The organism is Conexibacter woesei DSM 14684, from assembly GCF_000025265.1.
In the GTDB taxonomy this organism is placed as follows: domain Bacteria; phylum Actinomycetota; class Thermoleophilia; order Solirubrobacterales; family Solirubrobacteraceae; genus Conexibacter; species Conexibacter woesei.
The window spans coordinates 1,383,838-1,402,127 of record NC_013739.1; the positions used below are offsets into that span (position 1 = coordinate 1,383,838).

At 71.8% G+C, this 18,290-nt stretch carries 18 protein-coding genes; 11 read left to right on the forward strand and 7 right to left on the reverse strand.

Annotated features, from left to right (window positions below; all coding sequences use genetic code 11):
• The first annotated feature begins 17 nt into the window (after nt 1-17).
• A complete protein-coding gene (locus tag CWOE_RS06565) occupies nt 18-923 on the forward strand; it encodes an alpha/beta fold hydrolase (protein WP_012932790.1) in 906 nt (301 codons plus the stop codon).
• A 12-nt stretch (nt 924-935) separates the two neighbouring features.
• Here the strand turns inward: CWOE_RS06565 and CWOE_RS06570 are convergent, their stop codons facing one another.
• The gene (locus CWOE_RS06570; protein ID WP_012932791.1) at nt 936-3,257 is read right to left on the reverse strand and encodes an MMPL family transporter; all 2,322 of its coding nucleotides are present in this window, start codon (nt 3,255-3,257) and stop codon (nt 936-938) included.
• 136 nt (nt 3,258-3,393) lie between these two features.
• On the opposite strand from CWOE_RS06570, the gene CWOE_RS06575 reads away from it, so the two are divergent.
• Complete coding sequence (locus tag CWOE_RS06575; protein ID WP_012932792.1) at nt 3,394-3,888, forward strand: MarR family winged helix-turn-helix transcriptional regulator; 495 nt, start codon at nt 3,394-3,396, stop codon at nt 3,886-3,888.
• Between the two features lie 9 nt (nt 3,889-3,897).
• On the opposite strand, the gene CWOE_RS06580 is transcribed toward CWOE_RS06575, so the two are convergent.
• The 3 genes from CWOE_RS06580 to CWOE_RS06590 form a co-directional block, all read right to left on the reverse strand.
• Nucleotides 3,898-5,682 (reverse strand): ABC transporter ATP-binding protein, encoded by a 1,785-nt coding sequence (locus CWOE_RS06580; protein WP_012932793.1) that lies wholly within the window; start codon nt 5,680-5,682, stop codon nt 3,898-3,900.
• A gap of 173 nt (nt 5,683-5,855) precedes the next feature.
• Nucleotides 5,856-6,821 carry an NAD-dependent epimerase/dehydratase family protein gene (locus CWOE_RS06585; RefSeq protein WP_012932794.1) on the reverse strand — a complete coding sequence of 322 codons (966 nt, stop codon included), beginning with the start codon at nt 6,819-6,821 and terminating at the stop codon, nt 5,856-5,858.
• Nucleotides 6,822-6,823: 2 nt separating this feature from the next.
• Nucleotides 6,824-7,648: a fumarylacetoacetate hydrolase family protein gene (locus CWOE_RS06590; RefSeq protein ID WP_012932795.1), complete on the reverse strand. Its 825-nt coding sequence runs from the start codon at nt 7,646-7,648 to the stop codon at nt 6,824-6,826.
• A 53-nt stretch (nt 7,649-7,701) separates the two neighbouring features.
• Here CWOE_RS06590 and CWOE_RS06595 point away from each other — a divergent pair, with 53 nt between their 5' ends.
• Nucleotides 7,702-8,310 (forward strand): FadR/GntR family transcriptional regulator, encoded by a 609-nt coding sequence (locus CWOE_RS06595; RefSeq protein WP_012932796.1) that lies wholly within the window; start codon nt 7,702-7,704, stop codon nt 8,308-8,310.
• A 9-nt stretch (nt 8,311-8,319) separates the two neighbouring features.
• Here the strand turns inward: CWOE_RS06595 and CWOE_RS06600 are convergent, their stop codons facing one another.
• The 3 genes from CWOE_RS06600 to CWOE_RS06610 all read right to left on the reverse strand — a co-directional run bounded on the left by CWOE_RS06600 (nt 8,320) and on the right by CWOE_RS06610 (nt 10,387).
• Complete coding sequence (locus CWOE_RS06600) at nt 8,320-8,826, reverse strand: cysteine dioxygenase (protein ID WP_012932797.1); 507 nt, start codon at nt 8,824-8,826, stop codon at nt 8,320-8,322.
• Nucleotides 8,823-9,752 (reverse strand): amidohydrolase family protein, encoded by a 930-nt coding sequence (locus CWOE_RS06605; RefSeq protein ID WP_012932798.1) that lies wholly within the window; start codon nt 9,750-9,752, stop codon nt 8,823-8,825. The genes CWOE_RS06600 and CWOE_RS06605 overlap by 4 nt, the downstream gene beginning before the upstream one ends.
• A gap of 173 nt (nt 9,753-9,925) precedes the next feature.
• Nucleotides 9,926-10,387: an RrF2 family transcriptional regulator gene (locus CWOE_RS06610; protein ID WP_012932799.1), complete on the reverse strand. Its 462-nt coding sequence runs from the start codon at nt 10,385-10,387 to the stop codon at nt 9,926-9,928.
• A gap of 252 nt (nt 10,388-10,639) precedes the next feature.
• Here CWOE_RS06610 and rpmG point away from each other — a divergent pair, with 252 nt between their 5' ends.
• From rpmG to rpoB, 8 genes are all read left to right on the forward strand, one after another.
• Nucleotides 10,640-10,804 (forward strand): 50S ribosomal protein L33, encoded by a 165-nt coding sequence (gene rpmG, locus CWOE_RS31860; protein ID WP_012932800.1) that lies wholly within the window; start codon nt 10,640-10,642, stop codon nt 10,802-10,804.
• Between the two features lie 15 nt (nt 10,805-10,819).
• Nucleotides 10,820-11,383, forward strand: a complete 564-nt coding sequence (gene secE, locus CWOE_RS33790; protein WP_012932801.1) for a preprotein translocase subunit SecE — start codon at nt 10,820-10,822, stop codon at nt 11,381-11,383.
• Nucleotides 11,384-11,423: 40 nt separating this feature from the next.
• On the forward strand, nt 11,424-11,945 hold the full coding sequence (gene nusG / locus CWOE_RS06620; protein WP_012932802.1) for a transcription termination/antitermination protein NusG: 522 nt from the start codon (nt 11,424-11,426) through the stop codon (nt 11,943-11,945).
• 1 nt (nt 11,946) lies between these two features.
• On the forward strand, nt 11,947-12,369 hold the full coding sequence (rplK, locus tag CWOE_RS06625; RefSeq protein ID WP_012932803.1) for a 50S ribosomal protein L11: 423 nt from the start codon (nt 11,947-11,949) through the stop codon (nt 12,367-12,369).
• Nucleotides 12,370-12,371: 2 nt separating this feature from the next.
• On the forward strand, nt 12,372-13,094 hold the full coding sequence (gene rplA, locus CWOE_RS06630) for a 50S ribosomal protein L1 (RefSeq protein ID WP_041730187.1): 723 nt from the start codon (nt 12,372-12,374) through the stop codon (nt 13,092-13,094).
• A gap of 147 nt (nt 13,095-13,241) precedes the next feature.
• Nucleotides 13,242-14,012 (forward strand): 50S ribosomal protein L10, encoded by a 771-nt coding sequence (rplJ, locus tag CWOE_RS06635; protein ID WP_012932805.1) that lies wholly within the window; start codon nt 13,242-13,244, stop codon nt 14,010-14,012.
• 2 nt (nt 14,013-14,014) lie between these two features.
• Nucleotides 14,015-14,395, forward strand: coding sequence for a 50S ribosomal protein L7/L12 (gene rplL, locus CWOE_RS06645; RefSeq protein WP_012932806.1), 381 nt, complete (start codon nt 14,015-14,017; stop codon nt 14,393-14,395).
• Between the two features lie 289 nt (nt 14,396-14,684).
• Complete coding sequence (gene rpoB / locus CWOE_RS06650; protein ID WP_012932807.1) at nt 14,685-18,263, forward strand: DNA-directed RNA polymerase subunit beta; 3,579 nt, start codon at nt 14,685-14,687, stop codon at nt 18,261-18,263.
• Nucleotides 18,264-18,290 lie beyond the last annotated feature (27 nt).

Here is an 18,290-nt window from a genome sequence, read left to right on the forward strand (position 1 = left end):
GCGGGTACGGTCATCGGATGGGTCGTTTCGAGCTGCAGGAGATGCGCCTGCACGGCCACCGGATCGCCTACCGCGCCGGCGGCAGCGGGCCGGTGATCGTGCTCGTGCACGGGATCACCTCGACGTCGGCGACGTGGGACGCGGTGATGGGGCCGCTGTCGCGCCGCTTCACCGTGATCGCGCCGGACCTGCTCGGCCACGGCGGCTCGGCGAAGCCGCGCGGCGACTACTCGCTCGGCGCCTACGCGAGCGGGGTGCGTGACCTGCTCGTCGCGCTCGGCCACGAGCGCGCCACGTTCGTCGGCCACTCGCTCGGCGGCGGCGTCGCGATGCAGCTCGCCTACCAGTTCCCGGAGCGCTGCGAGCGGCTCGTGCTCGTCGGCAGCGGCGGGTTGGGGCGGGAGGTCAGCATCCTGCTGCGCGCCTCGACGCTGCCGGGCTCCGACGTCGTGCTGCCGCTGCTCGTCAACCGCTACCTGCTCGACGCCGGCCGCCTCGCCGCGACGCTGCTCGGCAGAGTCGGCCTGCGGGCCGGCACCGACGTCGCCGAGATCGCCCGCGGCCACGCGTCGCTGGCGGACCGCGACGCGCGCGCCGCGTTCATCCACACGCTGCGCACGATCGTCGACGCCGGCGGCCAGCGGGTCGACGCGCGCGACCGCCTCTACCTCGCCGAGCACGTCCCGTTCCTGATCGTCTGGGGCGAGCGCGACGCGATCATCCCCGTCCGGCACGGTCGTGACGCGCACGCGCTCGTGCCGTCGAGCCGGCTGGAGGTGTTCGAGCGCGCCGGCCACTTCCCGCACGTGGACGAGCCGGCGCGCTTCATCGAGCTGCTGGAGGACTTCGTCGACACGACGGAACCCGCGACGGTCGAGCCGGAGGAGTGGCGCGAGCTGCTGCGCATCGGCCGCGCCGCCTGACGGACCCGGCCCTCAGCCTGCCGCGCCGACGGCGGGCGGCGGCGCCTCCTCCCGCAGCCCGATCCGCTCGTGCAGCCGCCGCAGCGGCGCGGGCGCCCACCACGTCCAGCGCCCGCTCAGCGCCATCATCGCCGGGACCAGCAGGGAGCGCACGACCGTCGCGTCGATGATCACGGCGAGCGCGATCCCGAGTCCCATCATCTTCATGTTCATGATCTGCGACGTCCCGATCGCGACGAAGACGAGCGCGAGGATCACCGCGGCGGCGGTCACGACGCCGCCGGTCCGCTGCAGCGCGGTCGCGACCGCGACGCGGTTGTCGCCGCTGCGATCGTGCTCCTCCTTCGCGCGCGCGAGCAGGAAGATGCCGTAGTCCATCGAGAGCCCGAACGCGATGCAGAACATCAGCACGGGCAGCGCGGTCTCGATCGAGCCGGTCGCGGTGAAGCCGAGCAGGCCGCCGAGGTTGCCGTCCTGGAAGACGAAGACGATCGCGCCGAGCATCGCGGTGAGGCTGAGCGCGTTCGCGAACACCGCCTGCAGCGGCAGCACGACGCTCCCCGTCAGCAGGAAGACGATCACGAGCGTGGCGAGCGCGACGATCGCGATCGCGATCGGCAGCTTCGCGCCGATCGCCGCACGCGTGTCGGCGACGTCGGCCGCCGGCCCGGCGACGAGCGTGCGCAGACCGTCGCCCTCCTGCGCGCGCACCGCGTTCACCAGCCGCATGCTCGCGGCGGTGCTGTCGGCGACCGTCGTGGCGGGGACGATCGAGAGGCTTGCGACGTTCCCGTTGGTGCGGGCGGGATCGGCGGCGGGTCGCACGAGCCGGCCGCCGGCGTAGGAGCCGGCGGGCGCCTCGACGCGCTCGACGCCGGGCAGCGCCGAGACGCGCGTCGCGTAGGCGGCGAGCGCGGCCCGTCCGTCCGCGCCGTTCGCGCCGCCGGGCAGCTGCGCGGCGACGTGCAGCCCGCCGCCCGGGTTGCCGTCGAAGCCGCTGCGCAGCGCGTCGGAGACGAGGCGCGGCTCGGCCCCGGCCGGCAGCTGGCGGTCGTCGGCGGTGCCGAACTCGACGCCGAGGAACGGCAGCCCGACGAGCACGAGCAGCGCGACGGTCGCGACGAAGACGGCCGGCGCGCGGCGCATCACGCGCTCGGCGTGGCGGTACCAGGCCCCGCCCGCCGCGCCCGCGCCGCCCGCAGCCGCGCCGCCCGCCGCTGCCCCGCCCGCAGCCGCGCCGCCCGGCGCCACCCCGCCCGCAGCCGCGCGGCTCGCTCGCGCTGCGCGCCGGCGCCGGCCCGGCAGCAGCCTGCGCACGTCGAGCGCGTCGACGCGCGGGCCGAGGACCGTCAGCAGCGCCGGCAGCACGATCAGTGCGGCGGCCGCTGCGAGCAGCACGACCGAGATGCCGGCGTAGGCGAACGAGCGCAGGAAGTAGAGCGGGAAGACGAGCATCGACGCGAGCGCGATCGCGACCGTGACGGCGGAGAACAGCACGGTGCGCCCGGCGGTCCCCAGCGTCGTCGCGACGGCCGCGCGCGGCTCGGCGCCGCCGGCCAGCTCCTCGCGGTAGCGCCGCACGATCAGCAGCCCGTAGTCGATCGCGAGCCCGAGCCCGAGCGCCGTCGTCAGGTTCATCGCGAAGATCGAGACGTCGGTGAAGCCGGTGATCGCTCTCAGGACCGCCATCGTGCCGACGATCGCGATGATCCCGACGCCGAGCGGGAGCAGCGCGGCGACCGCGCTGCCGAAGACGAGCACGAGGATCGCGAGCGTGATCGGCAGCACGATCAGCTCGGCTCTGAGGAGGTCGTCTCTGATCGTTCTCTGCAGCTCGGCTCGCAGCGCCGAGCGTCCGCCGAGCTGCACCTCGACGTCGTTGTGCGCGCCGCGGTAGGCGGGCGCGAGCCGTCTGAACGCGTCGTCCTGGGCGCGCTCGTCGCCGGCCAGGCGCGCCACGAGCAGCGCCCGCTCGCCGTCGCGCGATCTCATCCCGGGCGCGCCTGTCTGCCAATACGACGAGACCGCGGCGACGCCCGGCTCGGCGGCCAGCCTCGCGGCCAGCGCCCGCCCCTGCCGCGCGACCGCCGCGTCGTCGACCCCGCGGGCGCCGGCATCGAGCAGCAGCGTCAGGTTCGGGCGGCTGGCGGGGAAGCGCGCGTCGAGGACCGCCGCGGCGCGCGAAGACTCCGAGGCCGGGTCGTCGGTGCCGCCGTTGCCGAGCCGGTCCGCGAGCCCCGAGCCCGCGGCGAGCGCCGCGGCGAACAGCACGATGGTCGCGAGCAGGACGGCCCGCGGCCGGCGCGTGGCGAGGCGGGACAGCGCGTTGAACATGGCGGGGAGGCCTTTCGCGTCGAGGTGCGGGCGACCCGGCGGAAATCGTCGGCGAGCCACTTAATATGTCTAGCATACGATCTAGATCGCCTACAATAGGCCTGCACTACTGCATATCTCCAGTACGCTGGATCCGATGGCATTCGCCACCTCCGAGTCCCCGTCCGCCCGCGTCGCCTCGCCGCTGCGCGGGCTCGCCAGCTACCGGCTGATCAAGCTCGGCAAGCTCGTCGACATCGCCGTCGACCGGGCGCTCTCCTCGCTCGGCGTCAAGTCGCGCCACTTCCACGTGCTCGCGGTCATCGCCGAGGGGGCGTCGCTCTCGCAGCAGGAGATGAGCCGGATGCTCGACATCGATCCGAACGTCATGGTCGGGCTGATCGACGACCTCGAAGAGGCCGGTCTCGCGGAGCGCACGCGCAATCCTGCCGACCGCCGCCGCCACGTCGTCGTGATCACGCGCAAGGGCAGCGAGCTGTTGAGAGACGGCCTGGAGCGCGGCGCGGCGTTCGAGGACGAGCTGCTCGCGGCACTCGATCCGGACGAGCGCGCGGCGCTGGAGGCGGCGAGCGCGAAGCTGCTCGACGCGCTGCTGCCGACCCCTGTATCTAACCCTCGACCTGAGGGTTAGACAAGGCCGTCAGGCCGGCTCGCCGGCGTGGTCGCGGGCGACCAGCGCCGCGTACGCCCCGCCGCGCGCCAGCAGCTCCTCGTGCCGCCCGCGTTCGGCGATCCGGCCTCTGTCGAGCACGACGATCTGGTCGGCGTCGCGGACGGTCGAGAGACGGTGCGCGATCGTGATCGTCGTGCGGCCCTCGGCGAGCCGTTCGAGCGCCGCCTGGACCGCCTGCTCGGTCTGCGTGTCGAGCGCGCTGGTCGCCTCGTCGAGCACGAGCACGGGCGGGTTGCGCAGCAGCGTCCGCGCGATCGCGATCCGCTGTTTCTCGCCGCCGGAGAAGCGGTAGCCGCGCTCGCCGACGACGGCGTCGTAGCCGTCGGGCAGCGAGGCGATCAGGTCGTGGATGCGGGCGCTGCGCGCGGCCGCCTCGATCTCCTCGTCGGTCGCCTCCGGTGCGGCGAAGCGCAGGTTCTCACGGATCGACGCGTGGAACAGGTAGGTCTCCTGCGAGACGACGCCGACCGTCGCCGCCAGCGACGCGAGGCTCGCGTCGCGCACGTCGACCCCGTCGATCGTGACGCTGCCGCGCTCGACCTCGTAGAGGCGCGCCACGAGGTAGCCGAGCGTCGTCTTGCCCGCGCCGGTTTCGCCGACGATCGCCGTGCGGGTGCCGGCCGGCACCACCAGGTCGACGTCGTCCAGCGTCCACGGCCCGTCCGGCGCGTAGCGGAAGCCGGCGCCCGCGAAGCGCACCTCGCCGAGCACCTCCTGCGGCCGCAGCACCACCGGATCGGCCGCTTCCGCGATGTCGACGGGCAGGTCGAGGTACTCGAAGATCCGCTCGAACAGCGCGAGCGAGGTCTGCATGTCGACGCTGACCGACAGCAGCTGGCCGATCGGGAACAGCAGCCGCGTCTGCAGCGTCGTGAACGCGACGACGGTGCCGATCGAGATCGCCGGCCCGCTGCCGATCACCGTCTGGCCCGCGAACCAGTAGACGGCGGCCGGCATGATCGCGAACGTCATCTGCACCGTCGCCATCCGCCAGCGGCCCGCCATCCGCGAGCGCACCTGGAGGTCGGCGAGGTCCTCGGACTGGCGCGCGAAGCGCTCCGCGAGGTCGCCGCCGCGGCCCATCGTCTTGCCGAGCAGGATCCCGGAGACCGACAGCGACTCCTCCACGAGCGAGGAGAGGTCGGCCATCCGGCCCTGCATCGTGCTCGTGATCCGCTTGCGCTCCTGGCCGACGCGGCGCGTCAGCCAGACGAAGAACGGCAGCAGCGCGAGCGAGAAGGCGGCGAGCCGCCAGTCGAGCACGATCATCGCGACGATCGTCGCCGCGACCGTCGTGATGTTGGAGGCGATCGACGTCGCCGTGCTCGTGACGACGTTGTCGATCCCGCCGATGTCGTTGGAGATGCGCGACTGCACCTCGCCCGTGCGCGTGCGTGTGAAGAACGCCAGCGAGAGCCGCTGCAGGTGGCGGTAGACGGCGGCGCGGAGGTCGTGCATCACCTGCTGGCCGACGATGTTCGACAGGTACGTCTGCGCGACCGAGAGCGCGCCGGTCGCGATCGCGATCGCGATCATCCCGCCGACGAGCGCGCTCAGCAGCCCGGTCCGCTGCTGCGGGATCGCGACGTCGAGCACCTCGCGCAGCAGGAACGGCGAGACCATGCTGAGCGCGGCGGAGAAGACGATCAGCCCCAGCACGAGCGCCAGCCGCCAGCGGTACGGGCGGAAGAGCGCGAGGATCCGGTGGCGGTCGCGCGGCGGGGCTGCCGGCGGGATCGTGCTGTTCGTCACGTCGATCGATGATGGCAGGCGGCCGCCGGCCCGCCGGCCCGGCCGTTCCGCCTGCCTGCCCGGCCGCGCCCCGCCGGCCCGCCCCGGCCCACCGGCCCACCGGCCCGCCGGCCCCACCGGCGCGGCCGGCTCGCGCGGGGCGGCCCCCGGCCGCCCTTCGCGGCCGGCCCCGCTCAGCCGGCGGCGGGCGGCTCGACCCGCCCGTCCGCCAGCAGGCGGGTGAAGCGCGCGACCGCGTCGGCGACGCCGTCGGCCAGCGGCGTCGTCGCGAGCGCGTCGGCGAACGGCGCGTCGGGGTCGGGCTCGACCTCCGGCGGGAACGGCAGCGCCGCGCCGGCGGCGCTGAGGCCGGCGACGCCGTCCGGCGCGGCGACGGCGATCGCGGCGACGATCTCCTCCACCGAGACGGTCGCGCCCGGCAGGTCGAAGACGCCGGAGCCGTCGTATCCGGCGGCGTCGGCGGCGGCGACGAACGCGGCCGCGACGTCGGGCGCGTACTGCATCGTCACGCGGCCCGTGAAGGGGATCTCGTACGGCGTGCCGGCGGCGGCCGCGATCATCGCGAGCGTCGGTGCGGACGTGAAGCCCTGGTCGCGTCCCGGCCCGTAGACGGTGTGGGGCCGCAGGCCGATGCTGGCGAGGCCCTGCTCGCGCCGGTAGACGTCGGCCGCGCCCTCGCAGGCGCGCTTGTAGACGCCGTAGACCGTCGACGGCACGCCGCCCTCGTCGTCGGCCGCGGCGACGGAGGAGGCGTACACGAACGGACCCGGGATGCGGTCGCGCCGGTGCGAGATCGCCTCCAGCAGGTTGACCGTGCCGACGACGTTGACGCTCGCGCCGAGCGGCGGGTTCGCGCGGCAGAACGGCGCCTGCAGCGCGGCGAGGTGGATCACCGCGCCGACCCCGTGCTCGTCGAGCGCCCGCTCGACGACGCCGAGGTCGGTGATGTCGCCCTCGACCCAGGTGACCTGCGCCAGCTCCCGCTCGTCCAGCAGCAGGCCGAGCCGGCGTGCGTCCGCGCGCAGGTCGAATGCGACGACCGGCTGCCCGGCGGCGACGAGCTGCCGCACGATCCACGCGCCGATGCAGCCGCCCGCGCCGGTGACGAGCGTCGCGCCCCGCGTGCTCCCCGTGCCCATGATCAGATCTCCACGACGGTGTTGGAGACCGTGCCGATCCCCTCGACCTCGACCTCGACGACGTCGCCGGCGCCGAGCGAGCGGATCGGGTCCATGAACTCGCCGCAGCCCCACGGCGTGCCGGTCAGCACGACGTCACCGGGCTCGAGCGTGAAGCTGTGGGAGCAGAACGACAGCAGCTCGGCGACGCCGAACACCATCTCCTTGGTGTTCGAGTCCTGGACCGCGTCGCCGTTGACGCGCGTCTTGATGTCGAGCGCCTGCGGGTCGGCGATCTCGTCGGCGGTGACGATCACCGGGCCGAGCGGGCAGAACGTGTCGAGGCTCTTGCCGCGCACCCACTGGCCGTCGGCGAACTGCACGTCGCGGGCGGAGACGTCGTTCGCGACGGTGTAGCCGAACAGATGCGAGAGGGCGTCCTCTCTCGCGACGCGCGTCATCCGTCTGCCGACGACGGCGGCCAGCTCGACCTCCCAGTCGACTCTCTGCGTGATCCCGCGGTCGACGCGGATCTCGTCGCCGTCGCCGATCACGCTGGTCGTGAACTTCGTGAAGACGAGCGGCGTCGTCGGCTTGTCGAGGCCGGTCTCGCGGACGTGGTCCATGTAGTTGAGCCCGATCGCGACGATCTTGCCCGGCCGCAGCGGCGCGGCGAGCCGCGCGCCGTCGAGCGGCGCCGCGCCGTCGCGCGGAGCGGGCAGCTCGCCGCCCGCGGCAATCAGCTGCGCGAGCGTCGTTCCGGCAGGGACGTCGAGCGGCAGCAATGCACCGTCACGCTCGAGGACGGGGGTGGATGTGCCGTTCGCGGTGGCGGTGCCGATGCGCATGCTCGCTCCAAATTGGTCGGACCATTGTGGTCCGACCACTATAATCGCCGCCGATGCCGCCACGCAACCACGTCGCAGAACGCCTGCGTGAGCTGCTTTCCGACCAGGACGTCGCGCCCGGGGACAGGCTTCCGCCCGAGCGCGAGCTGGCCGCCCGGCTGGGCGTCTCGCGCTCGAGCCTGCGCGAGGGTCTGCGGCGGCTCTCGGACCTCGGCATCATCGAGTCGCGTCAGGGCTCGGGCACGTACCTCGCGCCCGTCGACCTCGGCGACCTGTTCGAGGTGCGCCAGCGACTGGAGCCGCTCGCCGCGCGGCTGGCGGCGGAGCGCCGCGAACCGCACGACCTGCTCGCGCTGGAGGAGGCGCTGGCGGAGATGCGCGCCGCCCGCGACGACGCGGCCGGCTTCGGCGAGGCCGACGTGCGCGCACACACCGTGATCGTCGAGGCCTCGGGCTCGCTGCCCGTGCGGGTGCTGTTCGCCGCGATCGCCGACCTGCTGCGCCACTCGCGCACGACGACGGCGGCCAACGCGCCGCTGCGCGCCGACGCGCTGCGAGAGATGACCGAGATCGTCGGCGCGATCCGCGCGCACGACGGCGCCGCGGCCGAGGCCGCGATGCGCGGTCACCTCGCGCACGTCGGCGCGACCGTCCCGGCGTAGGCCCGCCGCTCAGCCGGCGGCGGTCTCCAGCGGGCGCAGCTCCTCTTCGTACGAGACCGAGTGGCGCTGGAGCGTGCCGTCGTCCTCGACCAGGTAGGAGCCCATCCGCACGAGCGGCGGGGAGTAGGCGTGGATCGTCACGGCCGGCACGTCGCCGTGGTGCAGGACGCGGTGGATGTCGGCCGCGCCGAAGTCGAACGACGCGCCGGCGCCGGCGACGCGCGCCGTCGGCTCGCCGCCGAGCACGAGCCGCTCCTCGCGCACCGCGCCGTCGACCACGGCGACCGCCCCGCACGAGAGGTCGTGGTCGTGGAAGCCGGTGTCGTGGTCCTCCGACCAGCAGATCAGCCACACGTCGACGTGCTCGTCGCGCAGCAGCTCCGCGTAGGTGCGCTGCGTGGGGTCGTGGGCGACGTGGGCCGACCACTGCGCGGGGTCGGCGGCGATCCGCTGCGCGAGCTCGCGCAGCTCCTCGCGGGTGAGGTCGCGGTGGGTGGGGCGTTCGATGTCGGTCATGCGGCGATCGGGTCGTGGGTGGGAGCGCGGCCGAGCAGCCGTGCCGGGTTGACGCGCAGCAGCGCGTGGCCGAGCGCGGTGTCGCCGCGTGGCGCGGCGGCGCCGACGACGGGGCGGTCGGAGCCGTGGACGAGCTGGTCGGCGCCGACGACGCGGAGCGTCGCCTCGACGGCGCGCGGGCCGTAGGAGGAGGTGTCGTAGAACGTCAGCGGGTCGAGCGCGCGCTCAGCCGGGCCGCCGCGCGCCGCGAGCCGTTCGAGCTGCAGCGGCGCGCCGCCGGCGAGCATCGCGAACAGCACGCGCAGGCGCGGGAGGGCGGGGCGGCCGGCGTGCAGGAAGGCGTGCCAGGCGGCGTTCATCTGGGCGACGTAGTCGGTCAGCGCCGGCCACCACGCGGGCGCGCCGGGGGCGGGCGCGGTGACGGGGCCGGGGTGGACGAACAGCGGCGCGCCGCGGCGCTCCAACCGCTCCAGCAGCGGCCCGAGGCGCTCCAGCAGCGCCGGCGTCGCGAGCGCGGTGGCGGGGATCGAGACGCCGACGAAGCCGCGCGCGAGCAGCGCGTCGACGGCGCCGGGGTCGGGCTCGCGGACGCCGATCGCGCCCCAGGCGCCGAAGCGCTCGGACGGCAGCGCGGCGGCGCCGTCGTGGTAGGCGTCGAGCAGCGGCGCGGCCTCCTCGGCTGGCAGGTGCTCGATGCCGAGCGCGCTGGAGAGCAGCACGAGCGCGCGGTCGACGCCGTCGCCGTCGAGCTGGCCGGCGCGGGTGCGGGCGTCGGCGTCGGCGGCCGCGAGCTGGCTGTCCGGCTCGCCGTCGAGGTGGAACGTCCAGCCGTCGCCGCGGCGGGTCAAAGAGGGGGCCGCGCCCCGCCGCGCGAGCGCGGCGAGGAGCGGCGGGGAGAGGAGATGCTGGTGTACGTCGATTCGCATCGCGGAGGCATTCTAGCTAATCCCGACCGAAATAGCCAGGATTGCGCGGGCAGGCGTGCTGCCACGGGCGATCGCGAGCGCACGACGACCGCGAGTTCTCGGGCCCCGGAGTCCCTCACCGCGCCGTCGTGGAACTCGCTAGGCGAAGCCCGAACTCGCAAGGCCAAGCTTGCTCAGCCCCGCTTGCTCCAGGCCGCCGGGTCGCCGGCGAGGGCGGTCACGTGGTCGGGCAGCTGGCCCGAGACGACGTCCGCGAGCGTCGTGCGGTCGAGCACGTCGCGCAGCGCGGCGCGTGCCGCGACCAGCAGCTCCGGCAGCTTCTCCGCCGCGCCGTCGTAGGACAGCTCATGCGGGCGCTTGCCTGAGACGTTGGCAAGCGGGCCGTCGATCGCGCGGATGACGTCCGCGACGGCGATCTCGTCCGCCGGCGAGGCGAGTAGATGGCCGCCCTCGACGCCGCGACGGCTCTCGACGATCCCGGCTCGCCTGAGGTCGTTGAGGATCTTCTCCAGGAAGCGCGGCGGGATCTGCTGCGCCGTGGCGATCGCCTCGGCCTTCACCGGCCGCTCGCCGTCGTTGGCGGCCAGCTCGAGGGCTGCCCGCAGGGCATAGTCTGTCTTTGCTCCGATCCGCACGCGTGGATTCTCGTCTATTCCGACCTGGAAGGCAAAAATGGAGCCACGGCAGCTGCCGTGCGCCCGCTGGGGGTCGGCACGCTACCGCGTCGGGCCGCCGGGGCGGTCAGCACTCCGCACGGCCCCGGTCATCGCCCACCCGCCCGGCGTTTCCCGCTACACTGCGTGGCTCGCGCCGGTTGGCGACACGCTTCTGTGTCTGCCGCCGGTCGCTGGCACTTGCCCTGACGACGACTGGAACCTTGGAAGACCATGGCTCGCGGAGACGTTCGCATCGCAGTCACCCTCGCATGCGAGGAATGCAAGCGACGCAACTACCAGACGAATAAGAGCAAGCGGAACAATCCCGAGCGGATTCAGCTCCGCAAGTACTGCCGCTGGTGCAAGAGACACACGGCCCATCGGGAGACGCGCTAACCGCGTAGATCGAACGTGGCCCGCGATCGCAGACGAGCGAAGCAGCGCAGGGAGCGGCAGGCCCGCTCCGCAGGCCCCTCGGCACGCCGTGCCGAGGGCGGCGGCGCGCTGCCCGACGAGAACCCGCTGCACGAGCACGAGCCGGCCGAGTTCGCCTCGGGCGAGGTGGACATCGCCGACGCTCAGCTCGCGCTCGGTCGTCCCGAGCTCGCGGGCAGCGAGCCCGCCCAGGCGACCGACGACCTCGGCGGCTCGACCGCCGAGGAGCTGTTCGAGGCTGCGCGCGACGACGACGGCGGGCCGCTGGTCCCCGGCGGCGGCGGAGACGACGACGGGAACGGCGGCGCCGGCGGCGTCACCAAGATCGGCGATCGCTCCCCCGAGCCGCAGCGCAAGCCGGGCGGCCGCTTCCTCAACTTCCTGCGCGGCAGCTGGCGCGAGCTGCAGCGCGTCCAGTGGCCCGACCGCAAGCAGGTCACTTCAGCCACCGCCGTGGTGATCGGCTTCGTGCTGCTCTCCGGAGCCTTCCTCGGCGCGGCCGACTGGGTCTCCTCGCGGATCGTCGACCTCATCGTCTAGTTCCCAGGCTCGCGCCTCTTCCGAAGGACATCTCCCCCGAATGTTTCGCTGGTACGTCGTCAACACCTATTCCGGTCACGAGAACAAGGTCAAGCACAACCTCGAGCACCGCGTCGTCTCGCTCAACCAGAGACGCGCAGTGCGGCAGGTGGTCGTGCCGACCGAGTCCGTGACCGAGATGAAGGACAACCAGAGAGTTGTCACCGAGAAGCGCACGATGCCCGGCTACGTGCTGGTCAACATGGACCTCAACGAGGATTCGTGGGCGCTTGTCAAGGGCACTCCCGGCGTCACCGGTTTCGTGGGCGCCTCCAACGAGCCCGTGCCGCTCACGCAGGCGGAGGTCGATCGGCTGCTCCATCGCGAGACGGCCGAGCGGCCGCGCAGCCGCGCGCAGTTCTCGATCGGCGAGTCGGTCAAGGTGGTCTCCGGGCCGCTGTCGGACTTCTCCGGCGAGATCTCCGAGATCAACGAGGACGGCGCTCGACTCAAGGTGCTGGTATCAATCTTCGGCCGCGAGACGCCGGTCGAGGTCGGTTTCGACCAGGTGAAGAAGATCTGAAATGGCAAAGAAGGTTCTGACAGTCATCAAGCTCCAGGCCGTAGGCGGCCAAGCGAGCCCGGCGCCGCCGGTCGGTCCTGCCCTGGGCCAGCACGGCGTCAACATCATGGAGTTCGTCAAGGCGTTCAACGCCCAGACGCAGCAGGACACGGGCACGGTCATCCCCGTCGAGATCACGGTCTACGAGGACCGTTCCTTCACGTTCGTCACGAAGAGCCCGCCGGCTGCGGTGCTGATCAAGCAGGCGCTCGGGATCGACAAGGGCTCGGCTGAGCCGCATGTGAACAAGGTGGCGCAGATCACGCAGGACCAGCTCCGCGAGATCGCCCAGAAGAAGCTCCAGGATCTGAACGCGCACGACGTCGACCAGGCCGCGAAGATCATCGCCGGCACGGCGCGCTCGATGGGCGTGGAGGTGGTGTGACGGTGGCCAAGCACGGCAAGTCCTACGTCGAGGCGCGTCAGCGCTACGACCGCGAGCACCAGTACCTGCCCTCCGAGGCGGTCGCGCTCGTCAAGCAGCTCAAGAGCTCCAAGTTCGACGAGTCGGTCGAGCTGCACGTCCGCACGGGCCTCAACGTCCGTCACGCCGACGAGCAGCTGCGCGGCACGATCGCGCTGCCGCACGGCCTCGGCAAGGACGTCAAGGTCGTCGTCTTCGCCCAGGGCGACAAGGCGCGCGAGGCCGAGGATGCCGGCGCGGACGTCGTCGGCTCCGACGACCTCGCCAAGAGAATCGAAGAGGGCTTCACAGACTTCGACGTCGCGATCGCCACGCCGGACCTGATGCCGGTCGTCGGTCGCCTCGGCCGGATCCTCGGTCCGTCGGGCAAGATGCCCAACCCGAAGGTCGGCACCGTCACGATGGACGTGACGAAGGCGGTCCAGGAGTCGAAGGCCGGCAAGGTCGAGTACCGCACGGACCGCACTGCGATCGTGCACATGGTGATCGGCAAGTCGAGCTTCGACGAGCAGCGCCTGCTCGAGAACTACGCCGCCGTCGTGGAGGAGCTCGTTCGCGCGAAGCCGTCCGTCGCGAAGGGCAAGTACATCCACTCGATCACGCTCGCCTCGACGATGGGCCCCGGCGTGAAGGTCGACCCGTCGAGAACGCGCGACATCCTCGGGGAGGCGCCGGTCGCGGCGTAGCCTCGTTCAAGAGCGCACTGCCAGAGACCCCCGGCGACGGTAAGTCCGGGGCAGGCGGAGCCTCGAAGGTTCGGGCCGATCGCCGGCTCGCATCTCGACGCCCGCCTCTGTGCGGGCGTTTCGCATTTCGAGAAAGAGTGACCTGACATGAACAGAGACGAGAAGGCAGCGGTCATCGACCGGATCGCCGGGGAGCTGGAGGCATCCCAGGCGGTCTTCGCGGTCGATTACCGTGGCATCACGGTCAGCCAGGTCGCCGACCTGCGCAGCAAGCTGCGCGAGTCGGACACGACGCTCGCCGTCGTGAAGAACTCGCTGACCGAGCGCGCGGCCGACAAGGCCGGCGCCGACGCGCTCAAGGCGATCCTCACGGGCCCGACGGCCCTGGCGTTCGTCCGCGGCGACGCGGCTGCGGCCGCGAAGGCGCTGAGCGACGCGCAGAGAGCGACGCAGGTGCTGGAGTTCAAGGGCGGTCTGATGGACGGCAAGGCCGTCACGCCCGACGAGATCAGAGCGATCTCGAAGCTCCCGTCGCGCGAGGTGCTCTACGGGCAGCTCGTCGGCGTCGTCGCCGCACCGCTCAACGGTCTCGCTCGTGGCCTCAACGCGCTCATCGCGGGCGTTGCGATCCAGCTGCAGGCGATCGCCGACCAGGGCCTCGTGGGCGGCAACGCTCCGGCTCCGGCCGCCGAGGCCGAGGCTCCGGCCGCCGAGGCCGAGGCTCCGGCCGCCGAGGCCGAGGCTCCGGCCGCCGAGGCCGAGGCTCCGGCGGCTGAGGCCGCCGAGGCCGCCCCGGCCGCTGAGGAGACCGCTCCGGCGGCCGCCGAGGCGACCGACACCGATTCGACCCCCACCACTGACGACAAGACGGACGACGCGGCGGAAGCCGACGGCGCTTCCGACGCGAAGGAGGACTGACCATGGCGACCACTCAGGAGTGGATCGACGAGCTGAAGGCCATCTCGGTGCTTGAGCTGGCCGAGCGCATCAGAGCGCTCGAAGAGGAGTTCGGCGTCTCCGCGACGGCCGTCGCGGCTGCGGCTCCGGCCGCCGGCGGCGGTGGCGGCGGCGAGGCCGCGGCCGAGGAGTCCTCGACGGTCGACGTCGTCCTCACGGGCGCCGGCGACAAGAAGATCCAGGTCATCAAGGTCGTCCGCGCGGCGACCGGCCTCGGTCTGAAGGAGGCCAAGGCGCTCGTCGACGAGGCCCCCAAGCCCGTCAAGGAAGGCATCGAGCGCGACGAGGCCGACAAGCTCAAGGCCGAGCTCGAAGAGGCCGGCGCGAGCGTCGAGCTCAAGTAGCTCCAGTCACACCTGTTTGACCGAGAGGCCGGCTCCCGCAAGGGGCCGGCCTTTCGCGTTCCGCGGCCCCGACCGCCACGAGTTGGCGCGGGCCGGTACAATGCCCCGGTCAGCCAATAGTCGCAGCCGCTCCTTGAGTCCGAGATCGCGCCACATACGCGGTCTCCCGGGGCGGGGTCCGTGAGAGCTGACTGCCCCGTGCAAGGGCATCGATGCCCTGTGCTATCTTTGCTGGTCGCGCTCTCGCGCTTCCTCTGCTCGCCTCTCGACCGCCCGAGGAGTCGCCACCTTGGCACCTGCTGACGCCCCCCGGACGCGCCGCACTTTCGCGCGTCTCTCCAAGGCACTCGAAGTTCCCAATCTCATCGATATCCAGAAGAAGTCCTTCGCCTGGCTGACGGACGCCGAGTCCGGCGGTCTGCGCGAGACGATCGACGACATCTCGCCGATCGAGGACTACACCGGCAACCTCGCCGTCCAGTTCGGCGAGTTCACGTTCGACGAGCCGGTCGCATCGCTCGACGAGTGCCGTGAGAAGGACCTCACGTACGCGCGCCCGCTCACGGTCACGGTCGCGTTCGTCAACCGTGAGACCGGGGAGATCCGCGAGCAGTCCGTCTTCATGGGCGACTTCCCGTGGATGACCGAGCGCGGCACCTTCATCATCAACGGCACCGAGCGCGTCGTCGTGACGCAGCTCGTCCGTTCGCCTGGCGCGTACCTGATGGAGGCGAAGGATCGCGAGAAGCAGGTCTTCATCGCGAACCTGATGCCGGCTCGCGGCTCCTGGCTGGAGCTGGAGATCGACAAGAAGGGCAAGGTCTACGTCCGCATCGACCGCAAGCGCAAGCTGCCGGTCACGGTGCTGCTGCGGGCGATGGGGTACGCCAGCGACGAGGAGATCGCGAGCCTCTTCGACGACTCGCTCTACATCCGCAACACGCTCGAGTCCGACACCGAGGTCACCAAGACCGAGGAGGGCGCGCTGATCGAGCTGTTCAAGAAGCAGCGTCCGGGCGAGCCGCCGTCGGTCGACGCGGCGAGAGCGCTGCTCCACCAGCTCTTCTTCGACCCCAAGCGCTACGACCTCACGCGCGTCGGTCGCTACAAGCTGAACTCGCGCCTGCGCCTCGACATCGACCTCGAGACGCGCACGCTGACGCACGACGACATCATCGCGCTCATCAAGGAGCTCGTGACGCTGCCGAAGCTGCTCGGCATGCCCGAGCAGCCCGACGTCGAGATCAGAGACTACGCCGCCGAGGCCGTCACCTACCCGCGCGAGCCGGTCGCTGACCACCTCGACGAGTACGAGCACTTCGGCAACCGCCGGCTGCGGACCGTCGGCGAGCTGATCCAGGAGGCGTTCCGGATCGGCCTCTACCGCATGGAGCGCGTGGTGCGCGAGCGCCTCACGACCGAGGACGCGGACACGATCACGCCGCAGACGATCGTCAACATCCGCCCGGTCGTGGCAGCGCTGAAGGAGTTCTTCGGCTCCTCGCAGCTGTCGCAGTTCATGGACCAGAACAACTCGCTCTCGGGCCTGACGCATCGCCGCAGACTGTCGGCGCTCGGCGCCGGCGGCCTGACGCGCGAGCGCGCGCCGATCGAGGTGCGCGACGTCCACCCGACCCACTACGGCCGCATGTGCCCGATCGAGACCCCCGAGGGTCCGAACATCGGCCTGCTCGGCTCGCTGTCCTCCTACGCGCAGATCTCCGAGTACGGCTTCGTGACGACGCCGTACCGCGTCGTCAAGGACGGCAAGGTGACCGACGAGATCGTGCATCTCGACGCGACCCAGGAGGAAGAGGCGAAGATCGCGCAGGCGGACACGCCGATCAACGACGCCGGCGAGCTCGTCGGCACCGACATCGTCTGCCGCACGCAGGCCGGCTCGTACGTGAGAGCCGAGCCCGGCGACGTCGACCTGATGGACGTCTCGCCGGAGCAGATCTGGTCCGTCTCGACGGCGATGATCCCGTTCCTCGAGCACGACGACGCCAACCGCGCTCTGATGGGCTCCAACATGCAGCGCCAGGCGGTGCCGCTGCTCCGCACCGACGCGCCGCTCGTCGGCACGGGCATGGAGTACCGCGCGGCCGTCGACTCCGGCGACGTCGTGATCGCCAAGCGCGCCGGCACGATCGCCTACATCGACGCCGACCAGATCGTCATCGAGACCGAGGACGGCGGCAAGGACGAGTACGTCCTGCAGAAGTTCATGCGCTCCAACCAGGGCACGCTGATCCACCACAAGCCGCTCGTCCGCAACGGGCAGGCGGTCGTGGAGGGCACGGTGCTCGCGGACGGCTCCTCGACCGACCAGGGCGAGATGGCGCTCGGCAAGAACCTGCGCGTCGCCTTCATGTCCTGGGAGGGCTACAACTTCGAGGACGCGATCATCCTCTCCAAGCGCCTCGTGAAGGACGACGAGCTCACCTCGATCCACATCGAGGAGTACGAGATCGATGCCCGCACGACGAAGCTCGGCGACGAGGAGATCACCCGCGACATCCCGAACCGCTCCGAGGAGTCGCTGCGCAACCTCGACGACCGCGGCATCGTCCGCATCGGCGCCGAGGTGGGCTCCGGCGACCTGCTCGTCGGCAAGGTCACGCCGAAGGGCGAGACCGAGCTGACGGCCGAGGAGAAGCTGATCCGCGCGATCTTCAAGGAGAAGGCGCGCGAGGTCCGCGACACCTCGCTGAAGGTGCCGCACGGCGAGGGCGGCGTCGTGATCGACGTCAAGACGTTCTCGCGCGACGCCGGCGACGACCTGCCGCCGGGCGTCAACGACCTCGTGCGCGTCTTCGTCGCGAAGAAGCGCAAGATCGCCGAGGGCGACAAGCTCGCCGGCCGTCACGGCAACAAGGGCGTCATCTCGAAGATCGTCGACGAGCAGGACATGCCGTTCCTCGAGGACGGCTCCCCGGTCGACGTGATCCTGAACCCGCTCGGCGTGCCGTCCCGCATGAACATCGGCCAGATCCTCGAGACCCACCTCGGGTGGGCCGCGGCCGAGGGCTGGTACGACGACGGCAGCGAGGCGTACAAGATCGCGCACTCCAACGGCGACAGACCGCGCGTCTACGTCTCGACGCCCGTCTTCGACGGCGCGACGGTCGAGGACGTCGACACCGCGCTGCTGAAGTGGCAGCAGGAGCACAGAGGCCGGATCCGCATGAAGACGGCTCCGGACGACCGCGCCGGGACCAAGGCGAGCGGCAAGTTCACGCTCTTCAACGGGCGCACGGGCGAGCCGTTCGAGACCCAGGTCACGGTCGGCTACATGTACATCCTCAAGCTCCACCACCTCGTCGACGACAAGATCCACGCGCGCTCGACCGGCCCGTACTCGCTCGTCACCCAGCAGCCGCTGGGCGGCAAGGCGCAGTTCGGCGGCCAGCGCTTCGGCGAGATGGAGGTGTGGGCGCTGGAGGCGTACGGCGCCGCGTACACGCTCCAGGAGATGCTGACGATCAAGTCCGACGACACCGTCGGCCGCGTCAAGGCGTACGAGGCGATCGTCAAGGGCGAGAACATCGCCGAGCCGAGCATCCCCGAGTCGTTCAAGGTGCTCCTGAAGGAGATGCAGTCGCTGGCGCTCGACGTCAACGTCGTCTCCGAAGAGGGCACCCGCGCCGAGATGCGCGAGGAGGACGACGACCTCCTGCGTGCGGCCGAGGAGCTGGGCATCGACCTCTCCGGCGTCCGCGCGACCGACAGCCAGGCCGCCGACGAGGCGACCGAGGGCGAGGACGACACCGACGCGGCGCCCGCGGCGTCCGCGGACGCCGGCGACGAGGACCTCGCGCCCGTCGGCGACGGCGACGACATCCAGGACGAGGGCTCGGAGACGTGATGTGACCGCGGCGGGGCCCGCCCGGCC